Annotated in this window: 17 protein-coding genes; 5 read left to right on the top strand and 12 right to left on the bottom strand. The window is 53.0% G+C overall.

Annotation, left to right across the window (positions count from 1 at the left end):
• Positions 1–277 precede the first annotated feature (277 nt).
• The 4 genes from ssuD (at position 278) to JFN88_RS11095 (ending at position 4,344) form a co-directional block, all read left to right on the top strand.
• Positions 278–1,393, top strand: coding sequence for an FMNH2-dependent alkanesulfonate monooxygenase (gene ssuD, locus JFN88_RS11110; protein ID WP_199019365.1), 1,116 nt, complete (start codon positions 278–280; stop codon positions 1,391–1,393).
• 69 nt (positions 1,394–1,462) lie between these two features.
• Positions 1,463–2,239: an ABC transporter permease gene (locus tag JFN88_RS11105; RefSeq protein ID WP_233167710.1), complete on the top strand. Its 777-nt coding sequence runs from the start codon at positions 1,463–1,465 to the stop codon at positions 2,237–2,239.
• A gap of 45 nt (positions 2,240–2,284) precedes the next feature.
• The gene (locus tag JFN88_RS11100) at positions 2,285–3,454 is read left to right on the top strand and encodes a taurine ABC transporter substrate-binding protein (RefSeq protein ID WP_233167708.1); all 1,170 of its coding nucleotides are present in this window, start codon (positions 2,285–2,287) and stop codon (positions 3,452–3,454) included.
• A gap of 38 nt (positions 3,455–3,492) precedes the next feature.
• Positions 3,493–4,344 (top strand): ABC transporter ATP-binding protein, encoded by an 852-nt coding sequence (locus JFN88_RS11095; protein WP_199019363.1) that lies wholly within the window; start codon positions 3,493–3,495, stop codon positions 4,342–4,344.
• Positions 4,345–4,448: 104 nt separating this feature from the next.
• On the opposite strand, the gene JFN88_RS11090 is transcribed toward JFN88_RS11095, so the two are convergent.
• The 3 genes from JFN88_RS11090 to JFN88_RS11080 all read right to left on the bottom strand — a co-directional run bounded on the left by JFN88_RS11090 (position 4,449) and on the right by JFN88_RS11080 (position 8,849).
• Positions 4,449–5,528 (bottom strand): hypothetical protein, encoded by a 1,080-nt coding sequence (locus JFN88_RS11090; protein ID WP_199019362.1) that lies wholly within the window; start codon positions 5,526–5,528, stop codon positions 4,449–4,451.
• Positions 5,529–5,770: 242 nt separating this feature from the next.
• Complete coding sequence (locus JFN88_RS11085) at positions 5,771–6,496, bottom strand: HAD family hydrolase (protein WP_199019361.1); 726 nt, start codon at positions 6,494–6,496, stop codon at positions 5,771–5,773.
• Positions 6,497–6,689: 193 nt separating this feature from the next.
• Complete coding sequence (locus JFN88_RS11080; RefSeq protein ID WP_199019360.1) at positions 6,690–8,849, bottom strand: glycoside hydrolase family 3 N-terminal domain-containing protein; 2,160 nt, start codon at positions 8,847–8,849, stop codon at positions 6,690–6,692.
• A 218-nt stretch (positions 8,850–9,067) separates the two neighbouring features.
• Between JFN88_RS11080 and JFN88_RS11075 the strand changes: the two genes are divergently transcribed.
• Positions 9,068–10,234, top strand: a complete 1,167-nt coding sequence (locus tag JFN88_RS11075; protein WP_332908463.1) for an MFS transporter — start codon at positions 9,068–9,070, stop codon at positions 10,232–10,234.
• A gap of 53 nt (positions 10,235–10,287) precedes the next feature.
• Here JFN88_RS11075 and opp4C read toward each other — a convergent pair whose 3' ends face one another.
• The 9 genes from opp4C to JFN88_RS11030 all read right to left on the bottom strand — a co-directional run bounded on the left by opp4C (position 10,288) and on the right by JFN88_RS11030 (position 20,562).
• A complete protein-coding gene (opp4C, locus tag JFN88_RS11070) occupies positions 10,288–11,148 on the bottom strand; it encodes an oligopeptide ABC transporter permease (RefSeq protein ID WP_332908464.1) in 861 nt (286 codons plus the stop codon).
• Between the two features lie 77 nt (positions 11,149–11,225).
• Positions 11,226–12,176, bottom strand: coding sequence for an ABC transporter permease (locus tag JFN88_RS11065; RefSeq protein ID WP_199019358.1), 951 nt, complete (start codon positions 12,174–12,176; stop codon positions 11,226–11,228).
• A gap of 19 nt (positions 12,177–12,195) precedes the next feature.
• Positions 12,196–13,188 carry an ABC transporter ATP-binding protein gene (locus JFN88_RS11060; protein WP_199019366.1) on the bottom strand — a complete coding sequence of 331 codons (993 nt, stop codon included), beginning with the start codon at positions 13,186–13,188 and terminating at the stop codon, positions 12,196–12,198.
• Between the two features lie 2 nt (positions 13,189–13,190).
• Entirely contained in the window at positions 13,191–14,192 is a 1,002-nt protein-coding gene (locus JFN88_RS11055) for an ABC transporter ATP-binding protein (RefSeq protein WP_199019357.1), read from the bottom strand.
• 61 nt (positions 14,193–14,253) lie between these two features.
• Entirely contained in the window at positions 14,254–15,672 is a 1,419-nt protein-coding gene (locus JFN88_RS11050; protein WP_233167706.1) for an amidohydrolase, read from the bottom strand.
• A 28-nt stretch (positions 15,673–15,700) separates the two neighbouring features.
• Entirely contained in the window at positions 15,701–17,359 is a 1,659-nt protein-coding gene (locus tag JFN88_RS11045) for an ABC transporter substrate-binding protein (RefSeq protein ID WP_199019355.1), read from the bottom strand.
• A gap of 532 nt (positions 17,360–17,891) precedes the next feature.
• Positions 17,892–18,893 carry a PHP domain-containing protein gene (locus JFN88_RS11040; RefSeq protein ID WP_199019354.1) on the bottom strand — a complete coding sequence of 334 codons (1,002 nt, stop codon included), beginning with the start codon at positions 18,891–18,893 and terminating at the stop codon, positions 17,892–17,894.
• Between the two features lie 38 nt (positions 18,894–18,931).
• Complete coding sequence (locus JFN88_RS11035) at positions 18,932–19,765, bottom strand: alkaline phosphatase family protein (RefSeq protein ID WP_199019353.1); 834 nt, start codon at positions 19,763–19,765, stop codon at positions 18,932–18,934.
• 11 nt (positions 19,766–19,776) lie between these two features.
• Complete coding sequence (locus JFN88_RS11030) at positions 19,777–20,562, bottom strand: DeoR/GlpR family DNA-binding transcription regulator (protein ID WP_199019352.1); 786 nt, start codon at positions 20,560–20,562, stop codon at positions 19,777–19,779.
• Between the last annotated feature and the right edge of the window lie 2 nt (positions 20,563–20,564).

The raw sequence follows: 20,564 nt of genomic DNA, 5'->3' as shown, positions 1-20,564 counted from the left end.
TTTGTCAACGTTATTGTCTCCTGTCCCATAGTGACATTATCTCAGAACAGTTATGGGATGACATTATCACAGACGAATAACACAATTTGTAAAAAAAGGTTGACAGCTACTTGAAATGGGCTTATTATCATCACAGGGTGAACAATTATTCACTTGGTGTGAACGACCAGATAACTGGAGTCACAGTAATCGTTACGTTGAATACGGTTATTGTGATTTTTTTTGCTTAAATACCTCATAAAACCTATGAGAAAACTTAGAATAAGGGCGGATGACAGTGGAATTGTTTTGGTTCATACCGACATACGGTGACGGCCGATACATTGGAACTGACAAAGGGGCGCGCATAACAACAACCAGCTATTACAAGCAAGTAGCGATGGCAGCAGAGGATCTTGGGTACAGCGGCGTGTTGCTGCCAACGGGAAGATCCTGCGAGGATTCGTGGGTGATGGCTTCTATGCTGGCCTCGGCCACCCGACGGCTGAAATTTCTGGTCGCGGTCAGGCCAGGACTCATGACCCCGACGCTCGCTGCCAGAATGTGCTCCTCCTTTGACCGGCATTCCGCAGGACGTCTGCTGATTAATGTAGTTGCCGGCGGCGATCCCGCCGAACTGGAAGCGGAAGGGCTGTTCCTCAGTCATGATGAGCGCTATGCGCTGACGGAGGAATTTCTGCATATTTGGCAGCGGCTGCTCCATCAGGAGGAGGTCACCTTTGAGGGACAATATTTGAAGGTGAAGAAAGCACACAATTTCTACCCTGTGCAGCAATTGCCTCATCCGCCTGTCTTTTTTGGAGGCTCTTCCCCGGCAGCTATGGAGGTGGCTGGGCAATACGCCGACGTATTTCTAACCTGGGGAGAACCTCCCGAACAAGTCAAGGAAAAGCTTGCAGCAATGCGGGCTGCAGCGGCCGCGCGCGGCAGGACGCTTCGCTTCGGAATACGGCTGCATATTATCGTCCGCGAAACAGCGGAGGAAGCTTGGCAGGCCGCAAGCAATCTGATTCGCCATCTCGATGACGAGACGATAGCCAAAGCGCAGCAAATCTATGCGAGGATGGACTCGCACGGTCAGCAGCGAATGACAGCATTGCACGGCGGCAAGCGGAGCGAGCTTGAGATTTCGCCGAATCTGTGGGCTGGAATCGGGCTGGTTAGGGGAGGCGCGGGAACCGCCTTGGTTGGAGACCCGGCGACGGTAGCCAAGCGGCTGGAGGAATATCGTCAACTGGGCATTGAGACATTCATCTTGTCCGGCTATCCGCATTTGGAAGAGGCTTATCGCGTAGCGGAACTGTTGTTTCCGCTGCTGCCGCTCTCTGTCAAGCAGGAGCAAAGCAGCGCGTCCCAAGGAGAAATTGTTGCCTACCATTATAAGCCGATATAAGCCGGCGGCAGTAGACGAACAGGAAGAAATCGAACCACATTCATTTCGATGAGGGAGGCTGCTGGAATCATGAACAGGAAGGCTGTGCTTCCGCGCATCGTCTCACTGGCGGCTGTCCTGCTTGCGCTGACGGCATGGTGGATCGTAACCGCGAACGGCTGGGTGAAGCCGCTGTTTCTGCCCTCTCCCCCCGATGTATGGCGGGCATTTACGGATATGGTGACATCCGGCTACAAGGGCAGCCCGCTGGCGCTACATATTTGGGACAGCATGTATCGACTTGGCGCGGCTTTTGCGCTAGCGCTCTTAACCGCGGTGCCGCTCGGCATTCTAAGCGGCTCCAACAAATGGGTGCAAGCGGCGCTCTATCCTTTTATTGAATTCTATCGTCCGCTGCCCCCGCTCGCCTACTACACCGTTCTGGTATTGTGGCTGGGCATTGAGGATGCCTCCAAGATTATGCTTCTCTTTCTGGCAGCTTTTGCCCCGCTCTATATTGCAGTCGTCTCTGGTGTCAAGCGCGTGCCGTCTGATCGCATCAACGGCGCCCGTTCGCTTGGAGCCAGCAAGTGGAAGATATATGTTCACATCATTCTACCCTCCTGCCTGCCGGAAATATTTATTGGCATTCGAACGGCAGTTGGAGTCGCCTATACGACTCTTGCCGCAGCCGAGATGGTTGCCGCAGTCACCGGAATTGGCTGGATGGTGCTGGATGCAAGCAAATTTTTACGCAGCGACATTGTTTTTGCAGGGATTATTATGATGGGCTTAATTGCCATCCTGATTGACATCGCTATCCGCTCACTGGAGCGCAAGATCGTACCGTGGAGCGGCAAGGAATGACCAGGATTGCAACGAGTAAATAGTCATTTAAGGGAGAGGATCATAATGAAGCTGAAGCACAATGATTCCAGACGGCGTTCTCGGATTGGACTTTCTATTGTGGCGATCATGATGGCGCTGCTGTTTTCCGCTTGCTCCGGCAATTCTGCTCCGGCAAGCGATAGCAACGCCAATCGTGCTGGGGGGCAGCAGACAGCAAACAACGGGGGCGAGCAGAACAAAACGGCGAACAAGGAAACTGAAGGAGAGAAACCGACACAGACAAGTTCAAGCGGGGGTACTGAGGCAGAGCTTCCCAAGGAAGTACGAATCGGATTTCAGGTTATTCCCAATGCTGAACTGTTAGCGAAAACATTGGGTCTTGTGGAGAAAAAGTTTCCTGATGTGAAAATTAATTGGGTTCAGTTCGATTCCGGTCGGGATGTCAATACAGCTATCGCCTCCGGCGGCATCGACTTAGGTCTTGCCGGTTCGGTGCCAGTAGCAATCGGTATTGCAAACAAGCTGGAGTATCAGGTTTACTTCCTCCATGATATTATTGGTGACAATGAGGCGCTTGCAGTTAAAGAGGCGGCTGGCGTGAAAGATGTCAGCGGGTTAAAAGGCAAGAAGGTCGCTGCGCCGTTCGGCTCGACCACGCATTTCAGCCTTCTGTCCGCACTGAAAGAGGCCGGACTTGAAGCTTCCGATGTGAAAGTGTTGGATTTGCAGCCTCCGGATATTTTGGCCGCCTGGCAGCGGGGCGACATTGACGCAGCTTTCGTGTGGCAGCCTACGCTTGCGAAGCTGATCGAAAATAAAGGAACGATACTGACAACGGCCAAGAAGCTGGCGGAGAAAGGTATTATTACCGCTGACGTCGGGGTTGTCAGCACCGCTTTTGCCAACAAGTACCCGCAATTTCTGAAACAGTATGTCGGAGTGCTGGATGAGGCGATTGCCTTCTACCGTTCCGAGCCTGAGAAAGCCGCGCAATCCATTGGTGATTTTATTAATCAGTCGGCGCAGGATAGTCTGGCGCAAATGAATGAACTGGTGTGGCTGACATCCGAAGAGCAGCGCAGCGAGCAGTATTTGGGCAACGGTGTGGGCAGTGTATTCGCCAAAGTGTTGAAAGAAACCGGCGATTTTCTGGTGACGCAACAATCCATTCCAAGTGCCCCGGATCTGGCCGCCTTTGAAGCGGGAATTCGCACTGACGCGCTTCAGCCTTAGAATAGCGTACAGGATGGGAAAGGAGCGGGGTGATCAAGATGGCGGCTATCCAAGTCGAGACAATCGAGCAAAGCAAAGAGCATCTATCGTTGCCAACAACGGAGTCTAGCAGCACTACTCCCGGAAAAGAGGTCGTGAGCCTGTCTGCTGTTGGCCTTAGCTACGGGGACGGAAAGCAACAGCGAGAAATTCTACGGGATGTCCATCTTCAAATCGTGGAAGGCGAATTCGTCTGTGTGTTGGGCGCGTCAGGAAGCGGTAAAACCTCTCTGCTGCGCATGATTGCAGGCTATGAGCAGCCGACCGCCGGGCAAATCAAGCTGTTCGGCCGTCCGCATCTTGGCCCTGACCGCCAGGTCGGCGTTGTGTTCCAGCATGCCAACCTGTTTCCTTGGCTGAATGTTCGCGGCAATGTAGAGTTTGGGCTGAGAATGCAGGGAATAAGGAAGGTGCTGCGCAGAGAGAGAGCCGCTGATGCTATTGAGCGGGTCGGGCTGGCCCATGCCGCCAAACTGATGCCGCATCAGCTCTCGGGCGGCATGAAGCAGCGGGTCGCGATCGCGCGGTCGATGGTGACTGAACCGGAGTTGATGCTGATGGATGAACCGTTCGCCGCTCTGGATGCCATTACTCGGGAAGCGCTGCAGGTTCAAGTGCGGGAGCTGTGGCAACAAAGCGGGAAAACGGCTTTGTTCATTACCCATGATGTCGATGAGGCGCTATTTCTGGGCGATCGGATCATCGTAATGGGGGGCTCCCCCGGCGGTATTGCGACCGAAATGCGCAGCCCCCTCGGGCACCGTACCGTTAACTTGTCCGAAACTCGAAGCGCTAATGGCTATGCCAAGGTGCGCGACCAACTTATTCAGCTATTGAAGCAGGAGTCGTGACAAATTGTGCTAACGGCCTCGCCAATCCAAATACTGAGCCTGTAATTTGCTGCCCCGGTCGGGCGTCGCAAATTACAGGCTCGAATGGTTTTCATAACTTAAAACTAAACATGTTCCAGCTCCAGTACCAAATCCCGGCCGATCCTGCTGAGAACAGTCGGATCGGCTGCTTCCTTGTACAGTTCCTCCAGTTGGCTGCGCAGTTCCTTGGCATCTGCAAGCAACGCAATGGACTGCTGCATGGACGACTTGTAGCGCGCACTGACTTCTGCCAACGCTTCAAGATGCTTCTCGTCGGTCCCCTCCGGGATGGCAAGCCCGTAAACATCCAGGATGCTGTCTCCCTCGCGAACAGGAAAATGCTCGTGCGGCGCAGTACTGTCGAAGATCGCGAGGCTCAGTTCCGGGAAAATCAGCATATCCAGGCTGTTCGGGTCAAAACCGCAATGGTATACCTCAACATCGATTCCTCTGCCAGCTGCAGCTGCTGCAAGTTTTTTGAATAGCGTGGACTTACCGGAGCCCGGACGTCCTTTGACAAAGACACGGGTGCGCTGCTCATCGGTCAAATTCAAAACATAATCGACAGCGCCCTTCCAGGTAGCCGCACCCAGAAATCTGTGAGAAACCTTAGCTGTCTTCTCTTTGACAGGAGGCGTCAAATGGCGGTTGGTCCATTCTGCCGCGAGGCTGTTCATGATATCGCGATCAAGGGCCTCGATATAGAAGACCTCCCATTCATCATGAATTTGCAGCGTCCGCTGGAAAAGCGCATAAGCCGCTGCATACGTTCGCTCGATCTCCCGTTCGAGCGCGGTTATCGCCTCCCTGGTGGCTGCGGACAACGTATCCTCCCGCAGCGCCTGACTCAAATCTATCGTCCGAACAGTCGCCCCCTGTGAAGCGCTTTTGCCGTCCCAAGCCTCCCCGTCTACAATGGCAAGCTGGTAATCAGGCAAAATGATGCCCTCCAATAATTCGCTGTCCAGCGGCTGATGAATCCAGTGAATTCGCCACTCCTTCTCGTTCCATGCCTCCGCTACCTGCTGCAGCGCCTCCGAGGTTCCACCCGGGTACCCTTCCAGCACATACACGGTTTTCGCATCTTCATAGACGGATTCATTCAGACTGTACAAGCCTTCAGCTGTGTTGCCGCGGGCAAAAAAATGCAGGCGCTTTGTCATACTCATCCGCTCCTTCCCTTGTCACAGGTCACTTTATACCATACACCCTATGCAAAATTGGGCGGGTGTGTGTTTGACCGCCGCATCCCATCGTGCTCCGATCATCGATTATTGCCGAATGGGTTGCTGATGCTGGTGCAAGGACAGCGGATAGCGCGAACACAGAAGGTTTAACATAGCGGGAATTCGAGGCCGTCAAGGGCCGGCAGGGCTGCCTGGACGGCGAGTACGCCGGGACAAAATCAGTCCATAAGCAGCCGCGACAAATCCTCATAATGACGTGCAATATGATGCGGCTTATGCTCCGATTCCGGGTCCACTCCGCGATGATTGAACCAGATTACGCGCCACCCTGCCCCAAGCCCCCCGACGACATCGTTGCGCCAGGAATCACCGATATACACACTGTTTGCGGGAGTTGTGCCTGTGCGTTCATTGACATGGTTAAAAATCCGAATATCGGGCTTATCCCATCCCACATTCCCGGAGACAAACTGATAGGCGGGTGGGATCAGACGATCCAAATCCATAGCGCGAATTTTGTTCATCTGGTGCTCGCCCGCCCCATTCGTAATCAAGCCGACAGTATGCCCCGCCATTGCCAGCTTCTCCAGCAGTTCTCTTGCTCCCGGGAACATCGTAATTTCATATTGGCAGCCGATATAGGCGGCCTGCATCTGCGCAGCCTGCTCGATGCTCAGCTCCATGTCGAACTCGGCAAGCGCCAGTTGGAAGCGCTGCTTGCGCATCTGCTCTGTCGCACTGCCCGCTTCCATTGCTCCTGCCCCGCCAAGCGACAGCGACAGCTTGTCGCTGTAGTAGCGCAGCCGATGGTAGGCCGCCTCATAGGGAAAGCTCCCCGTCGTATTTGCAACCACTTCAACCGCTTGGCGAAATGGCGTTAAATGATCATACAACGTATCATCTACATCAAAAAAGATGCCCTTGGCTTGTATCCGTTCATTCATGCTGCCGTCACTCCTGTCATCCATCCTGCTGTCTATCTTAGCATCAGCACACTCCTATGAACATCCCTTTTACACAACTGAACTATCATTAATAGTAACAATTAATAGGGCTTGAATGAATAAAAGCCGGGAACCGAATACCAGGTTCCCGGCTGCTGCTTTATATATAAACTTCGGAGTCGGAGTGCGCCGCTTATTTCAGCAGCCGGAACGCCAACGTCTCAACATCCCGGCTGTTCGGTCCTACAAAAACTTGAAAATCTCCCGCATCGCTTTCGTAGCTCAAATCAGAATGGTAGTAACGCAGTCGCTCCTCCTGAAGCGTGAACGTGACGCTTTTCCCCTCTCCCGGCTTGAGGCTAATTTTCTCAAAGGCCTTCAATTCCTTGAGCGGACGCACCACCTCGCCCACAAGGTCTCGCATATAAAGCTGGACGACTTCTTCCCCTGCCCGCTTTCCGTCATTTGCAACTTCCACCGTAACTGTCAGTTGGCCGCCTGGCTGCAGCACATCTGCAGATAGTTTCGCCTTGCCATAAGTGAATGTCGTGTAGCTTAACCCGTAGCCAAACGGCAACAGCGGCGCATTCGGAATGTCCAGATACTTGGACACATAGCGCTGGTCTGCATTCTCTGCCTTAAGCGGACGGCCTGTATTATAATTATTGTAGTACACTGGAATTTGCCCAACCGAATGCGGGAAGGACATGGTAAGACGACCCGATGGATTCACATCTCCGAACAGCACGTCCGCAATTGCGCCACCACCCTCCGTACCCGGATACCACGCCTCCAGCACTGCGTCTGCCTGATCAATGACGCCATGCAAATCAAGCGGCCTACCGTTGAATAGTACAACGGCAATCGGCTTGCCGAACTGTTTGAGACGGGCGATCAGATCCAGCTGTACCTGCGGCAGCCGGATATCCGCCCTGCTCCCTGCCTCCCCGCTCATCTCGGACCGCTCGCCGAGCGCCAGCACGATCACCTCGGCTGACTGCGCCGCCTGGAGGGCTTCTGCCAGCTGCTCCTCCGTACCCGTCTCGATATTGCAGCCTTGGGCCACTGAAATACGCGCTGGCGCTGTCTTCTCGGATATGCCCTCAAAGAGCTGAACAGCCTCTTCCCTGGAACCCCAGATAGACCAAGGGCCAAGAATATCCCCGCTCTGGGCGAATGGCCCTATAAGGGCAATCCGCTGCCCCGGATGCAGCGGCAGCACCTGTTCGTTTTTCAACAGGACGCTTGACTTGGCAGCAATTTCGCGGGCGGCCCGGCGATGCTCGTCGCAAAGGATAACTTCCTTCTCCCGCTGCTCGTCCGCGCCGCGGTACGGATTTTCGAACAGGCCGAGCTTTTCCTTCAGAAGCAGTACCCGCAAAACGCTCTCATCAATCAGAGCCTCGTCAATTTCACCCGATTCTACTAATTGTTTCAGGTTATTCACATAGCAGGAGGACATCATCTCCATATCCACCCCGGCCTGAATTGCTTTCCGGGCAGCTTGTTCTCCGCCTTCTGCCGCGCCGTGCGGAATCATCTCATGCACTGCGCCCCAATCGGAAATCAGCATGCCTTCAAAACCCCATTCTTCGCGAAGCAGCTTGCGCATCAGCCACTTATTGCCGGTAGCGGGAACACCGTCAACAACATTGAAGGCAGTCATCACCATTTCACAGCCTTCTTCCAGCGCTGCCTTGTAAGCGGGCAAATAGGATTCTCGAAGCTGTCTTTCCGACATGTTCACGGTATTATAGTCCCGCCCGCCTTCTGCCGCCCCGTACGCAGCAAAATGCTTCACGCAAGCCGCAAGCCGGTCTGTGTCGCTGCTCAAATTCTCCCCTTGAAAACCGCGGACAAACGCCCGGGCGAACTCGCTGTTCAAATAAGGGTCTTCTCCCGTCGACTCCATAACTCTGCCCCATCTCGGATCGCGCACCAGATCGACCATCGGCGCAAAGGTGACATGAATGCCCGCTACTGCCGACTCCTTCGCGGCAATGGCCGCGCTCCTCTCCGCCAGTTCCATATCCCAGGAACAGCCGATAGCCAATGTCACCGGGAAAATCGTCCGGTATCCGTGGATGATATCCGCCATAAATAGTAGCGGAATGCCCAGGCGGTTATTCGCCATATAGTTCTTTTGCAATTCGATAACCTTCCCGGCTCCGACTGAGCTGAGCACAGAGCCAACGTTGGCCACATTTTCCTCCGTGAGTCCCATCCATTCCATAGGGCCGGTCAGATCAGCTTTGTTATCCGTTAAAAAGTTCGGTGTAATTTGCATCAGCTGGGCAATCTTCTCATCCAGCGTCATTTGCTCCAATAAAGCGGTTACAGAAATGTTTACCATATGAATTCCCCCATCCTTGTCAGCTTCTTCCCTCATTATATCGGGATGCTGCTTTCGCAAATAGTGGAATTCTGGTCAAAAACATCAACAATTTGCCGGAATTGCAGATTCACAGCTTCAACCCGCCGGAATTTTGCTATACTGAGATGGGCTGCTGCTACAGCGCCCTATTTTAAATGATCTGCATATTCAACGTGACTCCAGAGAGGAGCTTTCTTGTGAAAGTCCGATTAATTTACTTTATCTTATTCTATGTGTTCATCTATGCGGGGAATGCGGTGTACGGCACCTTTCTGCCGGTGTATTTTCAGGATATCGGCTTTGACTCGATCCAGATCGGGACAATACTCAGTCTCGGCCCTCTCGTTGCAATTCTGGCCCAGCCGGTATGGGGAGCGCTGGGAGATCGGGCGCGTACGAAGAATATGATTCTGCTCATCCTGCTTGCAGGCAGCGGCATTGTCGCCCTGCTGTACCCGCTCTCTACTGTATTTTTATACCTATTAATGATGATTTGTATCTTCACTTTTTTCCAGACTTCGATCTTCGCGATGAGCGATACGATCACGCTGGAGGTGCTGGACCGGCAGAAGCTGCAAAGCTTTGGCCTCATCCGCATGGGCGGGACGATCGGCTTCGCTGTCATGTCCATTGTGTTTGGCGCCATTGCCCAGAAGCATATTGGCTCCCTGTTTTACGTGTACGCGCTAATCATGGTCATCTGCTTTTTACTCGTACTGAAATTTCCAGTCATTGAGGGCCATCAGTCCAAGGGCAGCGGCAAAGTGTCGATTACCGTGCTGTTCCGCAATAAGCTGCTCATGCTGTACCTGGGCTTCAGCTTCATTCTCCAGATAACGCTCGGCTATTATTACGCGTTCTTCCCGATGTATTTCAATGGTCTGGGTGGCGATAATCTGCTGCTTGGCTGGTCGATGGTAATTTCCTCGCTCAGTGAAGTGCCATTCCTCCTGTTCGCCAATCGTATCTTCCAGCGGGTGAAAATTCACTATATTTTACTGGTCGCAGCCGTGGCAACGGTTATCCGCTGGTATTTGTTCTCCCTGATCGGCTCACCGTATTGGGCGCTCCCGGTGCAGGCGTTGCATGGATTGATCTTTATCGTACTGGCTGTAACGATGGCGCATTATATTAATCAGAATGTGCCAAAGGAACTGAAGGCGAGCGGTCAGACGCTCAACGGTCTGCTGTCGCTCGGCGCCGCACGCATTATCGGCAGCTTCGCCGGGGGAATTGCAACTCACCAGTTCGGCATGCGCAAGGTGTTTATGTATAACTCTATTCTTGTGCTGGCATGTACGCTCGTTTTCGGGTTTATTGTGTGGAGGATGCGGAGACGGGAGGATGCACCAGTCACCGGATAGGAGTCCTGAAGATAAATTCCTGCCCGATCCATCTTCCTCCCGCGCAACCTTGCTTACTGCCGGGCATCCCAGGCATCACGCAGTCCGTCTCCCACAAAGTTAATTGCCAGCACTGTAATCAGAATCATCGCTCCGGGCGGCACCCACAGCCAAGGCTGGTCGGTCAGTACAGTCAGTGATTGGGCATCCGTCAGCATATTGCCCCAACTGGCCGTCGGGGGCTGCACCCCCATGCCGAGAAAGCTGAGACCGGCTTCACTCATAATGGCGGAAGCGATGCCGAAGGTGGCATTTACAATGATAGGCCCGATTGCATTGGGAAACACATGGACGAACAAAATTCTAGGTGTGCTGTAGCCAAGCGCTATGCCGGCCTTCACGTAGTCAAGCTGCTTGATTGCGAGCACGCTTCCCCGCACCAGCCTCGCGACACCTGGCCATGAGAAGAGGGCCAGCACCAGAATTATGGTTGTCATATTCGAACCCAGCACGCTGATCACGACAAGAATAACCATCAGAAAAGGAAACGCCATAAACATATCGGTAACCCGCATGATGACCATATCCACCCACCCGCCAAAATAGGCTGACGCCATCCCCACCAGTGTCCCGAAGGTCACGTACAGCGCCACAGTTACGAATCCAACTAGCAGCGAAACTTGGGTCGCATAGATTAGGCGGCTCAGCACATCCCGTCCGACCTGGTCGGTGCCCAGCCAATGCTCTCCAGACGGAGCCGCAGAAAAGCTGCCCGTCACCATAGCCGGATCAAAGGGAGCGATAAGGGGAGCCAGCAGCGCGACAAGTACGAGCAGCAACGTTACAATCAGGCCGGCAACGGCCAACTTATGCCTGACAAACCGGCTCCAGATTTGTCTGATTACACCCGGCTCGGCAGTATCCTCTAGCTGAATTTCATCTGAGTAAATTTGCTTGACGCCTGGATCATTAAGCTGGTACTGAGGTACGCTCACATCTTTTCCTCCTTTCGTTACCTGTACGTAATACGCGGATCAGCAGCCGAATAGAGAATGTCCGTGAACAGGTTCGTGACCAGCACGATCAGAGCGGCTACGAGATTCAGCCCCATCAGCGTCGGATAATCTCTGGAGAGAATGGACTGAATCGTCAGTTGCCCAATACCCGGCCATTGAAAAATTTGCTCGATCAATACACTTCCTCCCAGCAGCAGCGGAATTTCCATTGCTACCACCGTAATAATCGGTATCAACGCGTTGCGCAGCGCATGTTTATTGGTCACGACAAAAGCATGCAAGCCCTTAGCTTGCGCCGTTCGCAAGTAATCTTGCTTGAGCACATCCAGCATGCTTGCGCGCACATAACGCACCTTCTTGCCCGCCACGACAAAGCCCAGCACGAATACCGGCAAAATCATGTGACTGATCAGGTCCCCTACTCCTCCCGAGCCTCCGAGCGTCGTCATGCCCCCTGTCGGAAGCAGCTTAAGCTGCACCGCAAAGATGTAAATCAGCCCAAGGCCAAGGAAAAATTGCGGGATTGAGGTACCAATGAAGGAAAGACCGGTCATGATGTAGTCAAACCTCGTATTTTGTTTGAGAGCGCTTAATACTCCGACAGGAATAGCGATGGCAAGTCCGACGAAGAGTGAAGCGGAAGCGAGCAGCAAGGTCGGCCCCAGTCGTTCTCGGATCATCTCGGCTACAGGCGCAAAGGTGCTGAACGAATATCCCAATTGGCCTTGCAGCAGATTCGAAAGCCACTGGTAATATTGGAAGAGGAGCGGGGCGTTCAACCCGAGCAGTTCCTTCTTCGCATCCAGCAGCTCCTTGGGGGTATTCGGATCAATGAACATCTCTACCGGATTGCCCGGCGCCAGCTTGATAATCAGAAAATTTATAACTGTGATGCCGAACAGCACAGGGATGGCAATCAGCACACGTCTGATAACATAGGCAAACATATCAGTCCCTCCTCGGGCTCTATGGATGAAGCGGAAAATGACAGGCAACAGCATGGGCTTGCCCTGTCAGCGGCGGCTCCATCTGGCTGCATTTCTCTACCGCGAACGGGCAGCGCGTATGGAATCGGCAGCCTGAAGGCGGACTTACAGGGCTGGGCACATCGCCCTGAATGGTGAGCCGCTTGCTATCGCGCAGCGTCGGGTCGGGCGGAGGATAAGCGTGGAGCAAAATACGCGTATAGGGATGCTTCGGCCGTTCGAACAGCTCGTCTTTGTCGCCGATCTCCACAATCTTGCCCAGATACATGACCGCAATCCGCTTGCTGACGTACCTCACTGCCCCAATGCCATGGGCAATGAACAAATACGTGAGATTCAAGTCTTTCTGCAGATCGGACAGCAAATTCAAAATCTGGGCTTGAATCGAAACATCCAACGCCGATACAGGCTCATCGCAGACGATCAGCTTCGGCTCGAAGGCAAGCGCCCGGGCAATCCCGATCCGCTGCCGCTGTCCGCCGGAGAATTCATGGGGATACCGATCCTTGTACGAGCGGGGGAGTCCTACCCTCTCGAGCAGCAAGTCCACCTTGCCCCTGACCTCATTTGGCGGTGCCAAACGATGTGCCAGGAAAGGCTCGGCCAAAATCTCTCCGATACGCTTGCGCGGATTGAGTGACGAATAGGGGTCTTGGAAAATTATCTGAAGCTTGGTTCTGATCGGCCTAAGTTCTTTCTGTGTGCGGTGAGTAATATCCTCGTTCTGAAATAAAACCCGGCCCTCATGGGGCTCCTCCAGCCGGACGATTGAACGCCCGATCGTTGATTTGCCACAGCCGGATTCGCCCACCAGCCCAAGAGTTTCTCCCTCATAGATGCTGAGGCTGACATCATCCACCGCCTTGATATGCCCGACGGTTCGGGACAGAATGCCTTTTCTGATCGGGTAATAAGCCTTCAAATGCTCAATCTGAAGCAGCGGGACTTTATGCGGTGAATCTTGTACAGACATACTCATACCCTCGCTTCCTTAAGGGGATGCGTGATCGCCGGACCAGAGGCCAGCCAGCATCTCACACGATGATCGGGGCCAGTCTCTATTAAGGGCGGCGTTTCCTTCCGGCAATGCTCCGTAGCCCAGGCGCAGCGATTATGGAAGCGGCACCCCGCAGGCATTCGCTGAATGGACGGCACCGCTCCGGGGATCGCCGCAAGCCGCCGGACATCGCCCGTCACTCTCGGAATCGCTTCGAGCAAGCCTTGCGTGTACGGATGCCTCGGCTCGCGAAACAAGGTAAACACATCCGCTTCCTCGACGATTTGTCCGGCGTACATGACAACCACTCTATCTGCCATCTCTGCCACGACCCCCAAGTCATGGGTAATGAGCATGATTGCTGCGCCGCTTTCCTGCCGAAGTTCCTTCATCAGCTCCAAAATCTGAGCCTGGATGGTAACATCCAGCGCTGTTGTAGGCTCATCGGCAATGAGCAGCTTGGGCTTGCAGGCCAGTGCCATGGCAATCATTACGCGCTGCCGCATGCCGCCGGACAAATTATGGGGGTATGCCTTCATCAGAGTCTCGGCATGGGGCAGCCCCACTTTGCGCAGCATATCCACTGCCCGGGCTCGGGTCTCCTTGCGGGATAAGGTTGTGTGTTGGCGTATCATCTCCGTCAGTTGGCTGCCAATCGTAAATACAGGGTTCAAAGAGGTCATGGGCTCTTGAAAAATCATGGAGATTTCTCTGCCTCGCAGACGACGAAGCTTGTTCTCCGGCCACACGGCCAGATTCTCTCCGTTGAAGCGTATCTCTCCCTGCTTGATCCGTCCGTGCTGCCCAAGCAATCTCAGAATGGAAAGAGAGGTTACGCTTTTGCCGCATCCCGATTCACCGACAATGCCTACCGTTTCGCCTGCCTTCAGGCTAAAGCTGACCTCATCTACCGAGGTCACCTCTTCCTGTCCGGTCCAGAACACGGTCTGCAGCCGCTCCACCTCCAACAAATTAGCCATTTCCTCTTTACCACCTTTCTCAAGACCCATGACGCATGAGCAAAATCAGCTGCAGCCGCATTTACACGAGAACCGGAGCCCTCACCTCAGCTGGAATCGCCGGCACATAAGGCTTGCCGTTCGTAGATTGGGCAAATTCATGACGGGCTTTGGCCAGCTGTTCCCCGCCATCAGTCAACAACTCGTAGGCCGAGAGAGCCAGCAGCTTGGCTGCATACTGCATCCCTTTCAGCCCTATTCCAGAGCCGAAAGAGGCTGTCGCTTGCCAGGTATGTACCTGGACGCCAACGGGCGCGCAGGTCGTTATGATTTGACCGACAGGGGTGATCCAGGACACGTCGCCCACATCCGTCGACCCGCCGCCTGTTTGCCTTCCCGGCGGTCGAACGTTTGTAAATGCACTCGGAAGCAACTCTCCCCCATCAGCCCCTTGCTCCTGACGGAGCTTTTTGGACAGCTCACGCACAGCCGGGTCAAGGGTACTCACCAGGGAAGCGGCCAAACTCCGGTCTTCATCCGTAAACCAGAGCGGCCCGGCATCCTCCTTCTGCTCGTATAACAGTTGATTCAGCGTATGATTCACGTTCAGCTCATAGACTCCCGCCTTAATTTCCCAAGAGACCTCTGTCTCTGTCATGAGTGCTGCTCCTTGAGCAATCTTAAGCAGACGCTCCAACAGCTCGTCCACCTGCGCTCTGTTCGCTCCGCGCAAGTAGTACCAGACGCTCGCCTGGGCAGGCACGATATTCGGCGCCTCGCCTCCGTTCGTGATTGTGTAATGGATGCGTGTGCCGTCAGGTACATGCTCGCGCAAGTAGTTCGCTCCCACATTCATCAGTTCCACCGCATCCAGAGCGCTTCTGCCCAGATGCGGGGTTGCCCCGGCATGAGCAGCACGGCCCTGGAAGTAAAATTCGACGGACGTCAGAGCCGAGGTCGGTATGCTCCAGGTTGAGTTGGAGCTGCCGGGGTGCCAGGTCAGCGCAGCGTCTAACGAATCGAACACACCGACACGAGCCATATAGGTTTTGCCGGACAGCACCTCCTCGGCCGGGCAGCCGTAATATCGGATTGTGCCGCTTAGCCCTTCTGCCTCGATGCTTTGCTTAAGGGCGATTGCAGCCGCGACACCTGCTGTACCGAGCAGATTATGTCCACATCCATGTCCAGGACCGTTCGGCGTCACAGCTTCCCTGACAGAGCTTACCTTCTGGGAAAGTCCCGGCAGCGCATCGTATTCACCCAACAGTCCGATGACCGGTTTACCCGAGCCATATGTTGCGACAAAGGCTGTAGGTACGCTGCCAACCCCCGATTCGATGGCAAAACCAGCTTCGCGAAGCGCCTGAATTTGCAAGCCTGCTGCAAAAGATTCGGCGTACGCAATCTCTGGGCGCTCCCAAATTTGCCGGGCCAGCTTAGCAAAGGACTCTTTGTGTTCATCCAGCCATGCTACGATATGCTTTTTCCCCACATGCATTCTCCTTTTCGCGTAATCTTCCGCAGTGTTAAGGATTCAAGTCCCACTCATTGACATTGTTATACGTTCCAAGATCAAGCGGTTTGCCGACGGCTACTTTCTTGGAAACAGCGAGCAGCCGCTTCTCTGAATAAACAGCCAGTGCAGGCAAATCCTGATGCAAAATTTCCTGCAGGCGGTTATAAATATCATGCCGTTTTGCCGGATCGGCTTCCGTTTCACCCTGGGCAATCAGCTCGTCCACCTGCTGATTTTTATACTTGAGGAAGTTGCCAGGGTTGCTGCTTTTGAACAGCGTAAAGTATGAGCTAGGCTCGATATACAGATCGCGTGTAAAAATAGTCAGGTCGTATTCGCCCTGACGAACCTTTTGGATTAATGTCGCGAAATCGAACTTCTGCACGTCGATCTTGAGCCCGACATCCTTCAAATTTTGTACCAGTATATCTGCAGCCTGTTCGCGGATTTTGTTGCCTACCGGCACCAGGAAGGTGATCGGTTTGCCGTTGTCCCATTTGGCTTCCTGCAGAAGCTGCTTCGCTTTGTCCGGATCGTATGCATAGTTCTTAATTTCACGGTTGAAATAAGGGTGATAGCTGGGGATTCCACCGTGGATGACTTCGCCCTGCCCTTTTAACAACTGTTCCACAATCAGGCCGCGGTTGAGCGCGTAGGCAATAGCCTGACGCACCTTCGGATCGCTGATTTTCTCGACATTAAAGAACAGCTCAGGCGGTACGGACGGATTGCCAGAGGTCAGCTCGATATTGGAAAAGCTTTTGACCTTCTCATAGTCGGTAATGGGGATTAATCCAACAGGAATGGAATTCATATGAATTTCGCCGGTTTGCAGCTGGGCGACAAGATTCGTGGCGGGCAATACCTTGATAAAAATTTTATCCAGCTTGGCGACACTCCGATAATAATTGGGGTTTTTGACCACTTCGGCGTACTGCCCTTTTGCAAAGCTTGCAAACTTGAAAGCGCCTATCGTCACCTCGGGCTTCTGGAAGTAGGGATGGGTGGCAAGCTGCTCAGGATTGATATCCTTCAACACATGTTTGGGCAAAAAGAATACTTTGGTCCCGAAGCGCTCCTTGAAAATAAGCGGATCAATCGGTGTTTTCGTCTTGACCTCGAACGTATGGTCATCGATAATATGCAAGCCGCTAATTTCTGCTGTTCCCTCATCCAGCTTGCCCGTATCATTCAACCCCTCGATAAAGTTCAGCCGGAAATTGCTCTCCACCTTGGGATGGAGCGCCAATTGAAGCGTAAAGGCGACATCAGCGGTTGTGAACGGCTCATTATCGTTCCACTTGGCTGCCGGATCGAGCTTGATGACAAAAGTTTGACTGTCCTTTGTCTCCACGGACTGGGCGAGCTTGGGCAGGAACTCGAATTTTTCATTAATATCGAGCAGCGAATCATTCAGCAGTGCAAGTACGTTATCAGAAGCCGAGTCGCCCTGGTTATTAATCTGATTCAAGGTGATGGGGGCATTGACAATCCCGATATGAACGACTTTCTCGCTTTGCGGCTTCTCCTTGGCTTCTGTCGGAGTCGTACTTCCTTGCGGCGACACCTGAGCAGGAGCAGGTGGAGCTGAACTAGAAGCGCAGGCGGATAACAACAGAACCAGTGAAGCTAAAAACCCAAGCAACGTGATCCGATAATTATTTTTCATTGAGACAACCCTCCAGATAATAATAATTAATCCAATTGGAAAAGTTTGATATGAGTATAAATTTAACTTTTTTTCCTGTAAACTGTCTAATAGATTATTGCTATTAGTATATAAAGAGGTTCTATATAAAAGGGAAATTTGGACAAGCGTAAACGGCTTTGCCGTCCTTTGACGGGCAAAAACTTCGTTTCGCGGAGAAATAGAAGCCATTTATAAAAAGAACGTTTATAAAGGCTCAACCTGAAAATTAGTGGTTGACATCGAGGAGATAGATAGCAGCGAAGGGGCAGAGGAATTCTGGAGAAACGAACGTGGTCGCCTTGAAAGCCCGATTCCCCCTGCTAGCCTCTATCCTATAAGGGAATCGGGCTTTAACAGCGATCGGAAGAATCCTCTGCCACGCAGCGTCCCCTCCACCTAGTGATCAACCACTAATTTTGGTTTTGAGCTTATAAATGCTTATATTTTAAAAAAAGAACTCCCAATCTGCTGTATGCAGATGGAAGTTCTTGATCCTGAACTATTTATTTGCTTAATTCCCGATTGCTAGCTTAATTGGCTTACGCTCTCTAAATATCGTCAATTCGGTGTACCCTCGCTCGGTCACAGCAGCGGCAGCCTCATCTAGCAGGGTGCCAATATCATCAGGGAAATGGGAGTCCGACGATAGTGTAATCGGAACATGGTACTCTGCAATTACGGACAGGAACATGGGACTTGGACAACTCTCCTCAATCGGGTAGCGGTAAGCAAGCCCCGTATTGACTTCAGTGGCTACGCCATTTGCGATCATTTCTTTCGCTACCGAATGATACAGGGAAAGCAGCTCTTGCTCATTCTCCGGGCGGAAGCCAAAGACCTTCAGATTGTCCGGGTGGGCAATAATGTCGAACAGACCTGAGGCACAAGCCTGACGCAGCAACTCGAAATATTTGGCGTACGTGGGGAGCGGGTCCAAATGGTCAAATTCCGACCGCGTCTCCGGATTATCAAAACCCCAACCCTCCAAGAAATGTACAGAACCGATAATATAGTCCCATTCATATCCTGCCAGCAGCTCCCGAAGTTCCTCTTCGCCGCCTTCAAAGAAATCCGCCTCAATCCCGAGCGCCAGGTCGGGACGGGTTTTCTTCGCTTCCGAAATAAAATTCACGAAATCCGCAATCGACGCCACACACACCTGGTCCAGCCACTTTCTCTGCAATTTGCCGATCTCGCTATCATCCAGCAACATATGCTTTTCATAATAGGGACGGCATTCCCGGAAGCGATATAGATGATCCACGACGCCGAACGCCTGAATGCCCCTGGCGCGCCCTGTTGTCAGATAACGATCCAGCCATTCCTCGCTAAAGCAGCCCTGCTGCATTCTACTGCTCAATTGGTTAGAGACATGTTCAATATATTCAAGGCTGCTACGCCCGAATTGATCAGCCAAATCGAATTCCGTGGAGGCCAGCGCCTGGACGGTGCGCGATAGCCATCGCAGTGAATAAGGACCTTCTTCAAGATGAAAATGCATGTCAACCTTCATTGGCCGCCCTCCATTCTAATGTTCTCATTCCCGTAAAGTTACCTGCTTTGCCCAACTGCGGGATCAATCATCGCCGCGGACGGCTCGATACCAAGATAGCGGCACATCAGGGGAGCCATGATCAGCTGAGACAATGCGCCCCATTCATTCGGCGCCGCATCGAATGGCAGGCCGCCCCACACATACAGCGGCACATTGCGTTCCTCCGGCTCTGTGCCCCCATGCTGCCCCATGGCATTCATCCCATGGTCGGAGGTGACAATTACTTGATACCCCTGCGCTGTCCATAAAGGAACAAGTGATGCGAGGATGCCGTCAGCTATGCGTACAGCACCTTCATACTGCTTGCTCTCTCCGCCATGCTTGTGTCCAGCGTCATCAATATTCATCGAGTGGATGTATAAGAAATCCGGGTCATATGTCGTACGCAAGTATTCAGCATCCAGGAACAGATGCGTGTCCGGATAATGATCCTCAAAGTAAAATATTCCGTGCTGAATCGCCTTGTCTGCATCATGCTGATGACGGTCGGCAATCAGGTTAAAGGGCGCGGAGTTGTACAATTCGCTAACCCAATGATAGGCCGCCGCAGCCGTGGTCAGACCTGCCTGTGATGCCAAATGAAATACACTCTGTTCATGGCTTAGCCGCACCACATGGTTAGCGGCAATACCGTTTCGTGCAACCGGGGTGCCTGTGAGGAGGACCTCATATAGGGGGCGGGAGAGGCTGGGAAGCTCGGATTGAACTGGATAACAGCTCGCTATCCCCTGTTCCACCAGATGCTCTACATACCCCAAGTACTTGCGCGCAGCATCATATCTCAATCCATCCAGAACAACGACAATGAGCTTTTGACGTGACTTCCCCATCATACTCCCCCTTATTTAGCTTCGATCCAATGAACATGATGGCTTTTGAGCATGACTGCCCATTCCTTCGGAGCCGGAATATTACTTACAATAAAATTAGCCTTATGCAAAGGGGCAACCTCCGTAAAGGCTTCCTTGTCGAGCTTGGAGTCGTCAGCCAGCACAATCGTCTGGTTTGCGGACTCCATCATCCGTCTGGACATCACGGCCTCATCCAGATCGTAGTCGCTGATGCCTCGTTCCAGGGAAATGCCGCCGACTGAAATAAACGCTTTATCCACACGGAACTGAGAGATTGCACCCTCGGCCAGCGGACCAGAGATCGACTGCTGCTCCGGGTTCAACTCTCCCCCAATGACAATAATTTTGCCGGAAAACTTCCCGCTGCTGACAGCCTCCATCAAATGATAGGCAACCGCTACAGAGTTCGTTAGGATCGTAAGCCGCTCGCGTCCGGCAATCGCCTTGGCCAATTCCAGTGTCGTTGTCCCGACATCAATAGAAATTGTATCGCCGGATTCGATCAACTCCGCCGCAGCGCGCCCGATCCGTGCCTTCTCCTCCGCTCTCACTTGCTGGCGCTGCAAATAGGGCGGTTCATAACTCAATGGCTTAAGGAGCACTGCCCCGCCATACACACGCCTCGCGATACCCTCCCGCTCCAGCACAACCAGATCGCGGCGGACGGTTTCCTCCGAGATGGTCAAACGCAACGACAGTTCAGTGACTTTAACCTGTCCTTCAAGTCTTAATTGCTCTGTGATGACTCGTTTGCGTTCTTCCGATGAAATTGACATTG

It is taken from the genome of Paenibacillus roseus (genome assembly GCF_016424485.1).
In the GTDB taxonomy this organism is placed as follows: Bacteria; Bacillota; Bacilli; order Paenibacillales; family Paenibacillaceae; genus Paenibacillus_D; species Paenibacillus_D roseus.
This window is presented reverse-complemented; position numbering and strand designations above follow the sequence as displayed.

Coding starts and splice junctions, on each gene's coding strand:
- JFN88_RS11045 (WP_199019355.1), bottom strand. CDS start 17,359: ATGAAAAATAATTATCGGATCACGTTGCTTGGGTTTTTAGCTTCACTG.
- JFN88_RS11090 (WP_199019362.1), bottom strand. CDS start 5,528: ATGACAAAGCGCCTGCATTTTTTTGCCCGCGGCAACACAGCTGAAGGC.
- JFN88_RS11100 (WP_233167708.1), top strand. CDS start 2,285: ATGAAGCTGAAGCACAATGATTCCAGACGGCGTTCTCGGATTGGACTT.
- JFN88_RS11060 (WP_199019366.1), bottom strand. CDS start 13,188: ATGTCTGTACAAGATTCACCGCATAAAGTCCCGCTGCTTCAGATTGAG.
- JFN88_RS11085 (WP_199019361.1), bottom strand. CDS start 6,496: ATGAATGAACGGATACAAGCCAAGGGCATCTTTTTTGATGTAGATGAT.
- JFN88_RS11040 (WP_199019354.1), bottom strand. CDS start 18,893: ATGAAGGTTGACATGCATTTTCATCTTGAAGAAGGTCCTTATTCACTG.
- JFN88_RS11105 (WP_233167710.1), top strand. CDS start 1,463: ATGAACAGGAAGGCTGTGCTTCCGCGCATCGTCTCACTGGCGGCTGTC.
- JFN88_RS11065 (WP_199019358.1), bottom strand. CDS start 12,176: ATGTTTGCCTATGTTATCAGACGTGTGCTGATTGCCATCCCTGTGCTG.
- JFN88_RS11055 (WP_199019357.1), bottom strand. CDS start 14,192: ATGGCTAATTTGTTGGAGGTGGAGCGGCTGCAGACCGTGTTCTGGACC.
- JFN88_RS11030 (WP_199019352.1), bottom strand. CDS start 20,562: ATGTCAATTTCATCGGAAGAACGCAAACGAGTCATCACAGAGCAATTA.
- JFN88_RS11035 (WP_199019353.1), bottom strand. CDS start 19,765: ATGGGGAAGTCACGTCAAAAGCTCATTGTCGTTGTTCTGGATGGATTG.
- JFN88_RS11095 (WP_199019363.1), top strand. CDS start 3,493: ATGGCGGCTATCCAAGTCGAGACAATCGAGCAAAGCAAAGAGCATCTA.
- JFN88_RS11050 (WP_233167706.1), bottom strand. CDS start 15,672: ATGCATGTGGGGAAAAAGCATATCGTAGCATGGCTGGATGAACACAAA.
- JFN88_RS11080 (WP_199019360.1), bottom strand. CDS start 8,849: ATGGTAAACATTTCTGTAACCGCTTTATTGGAGCAAATGACGCTGGAT.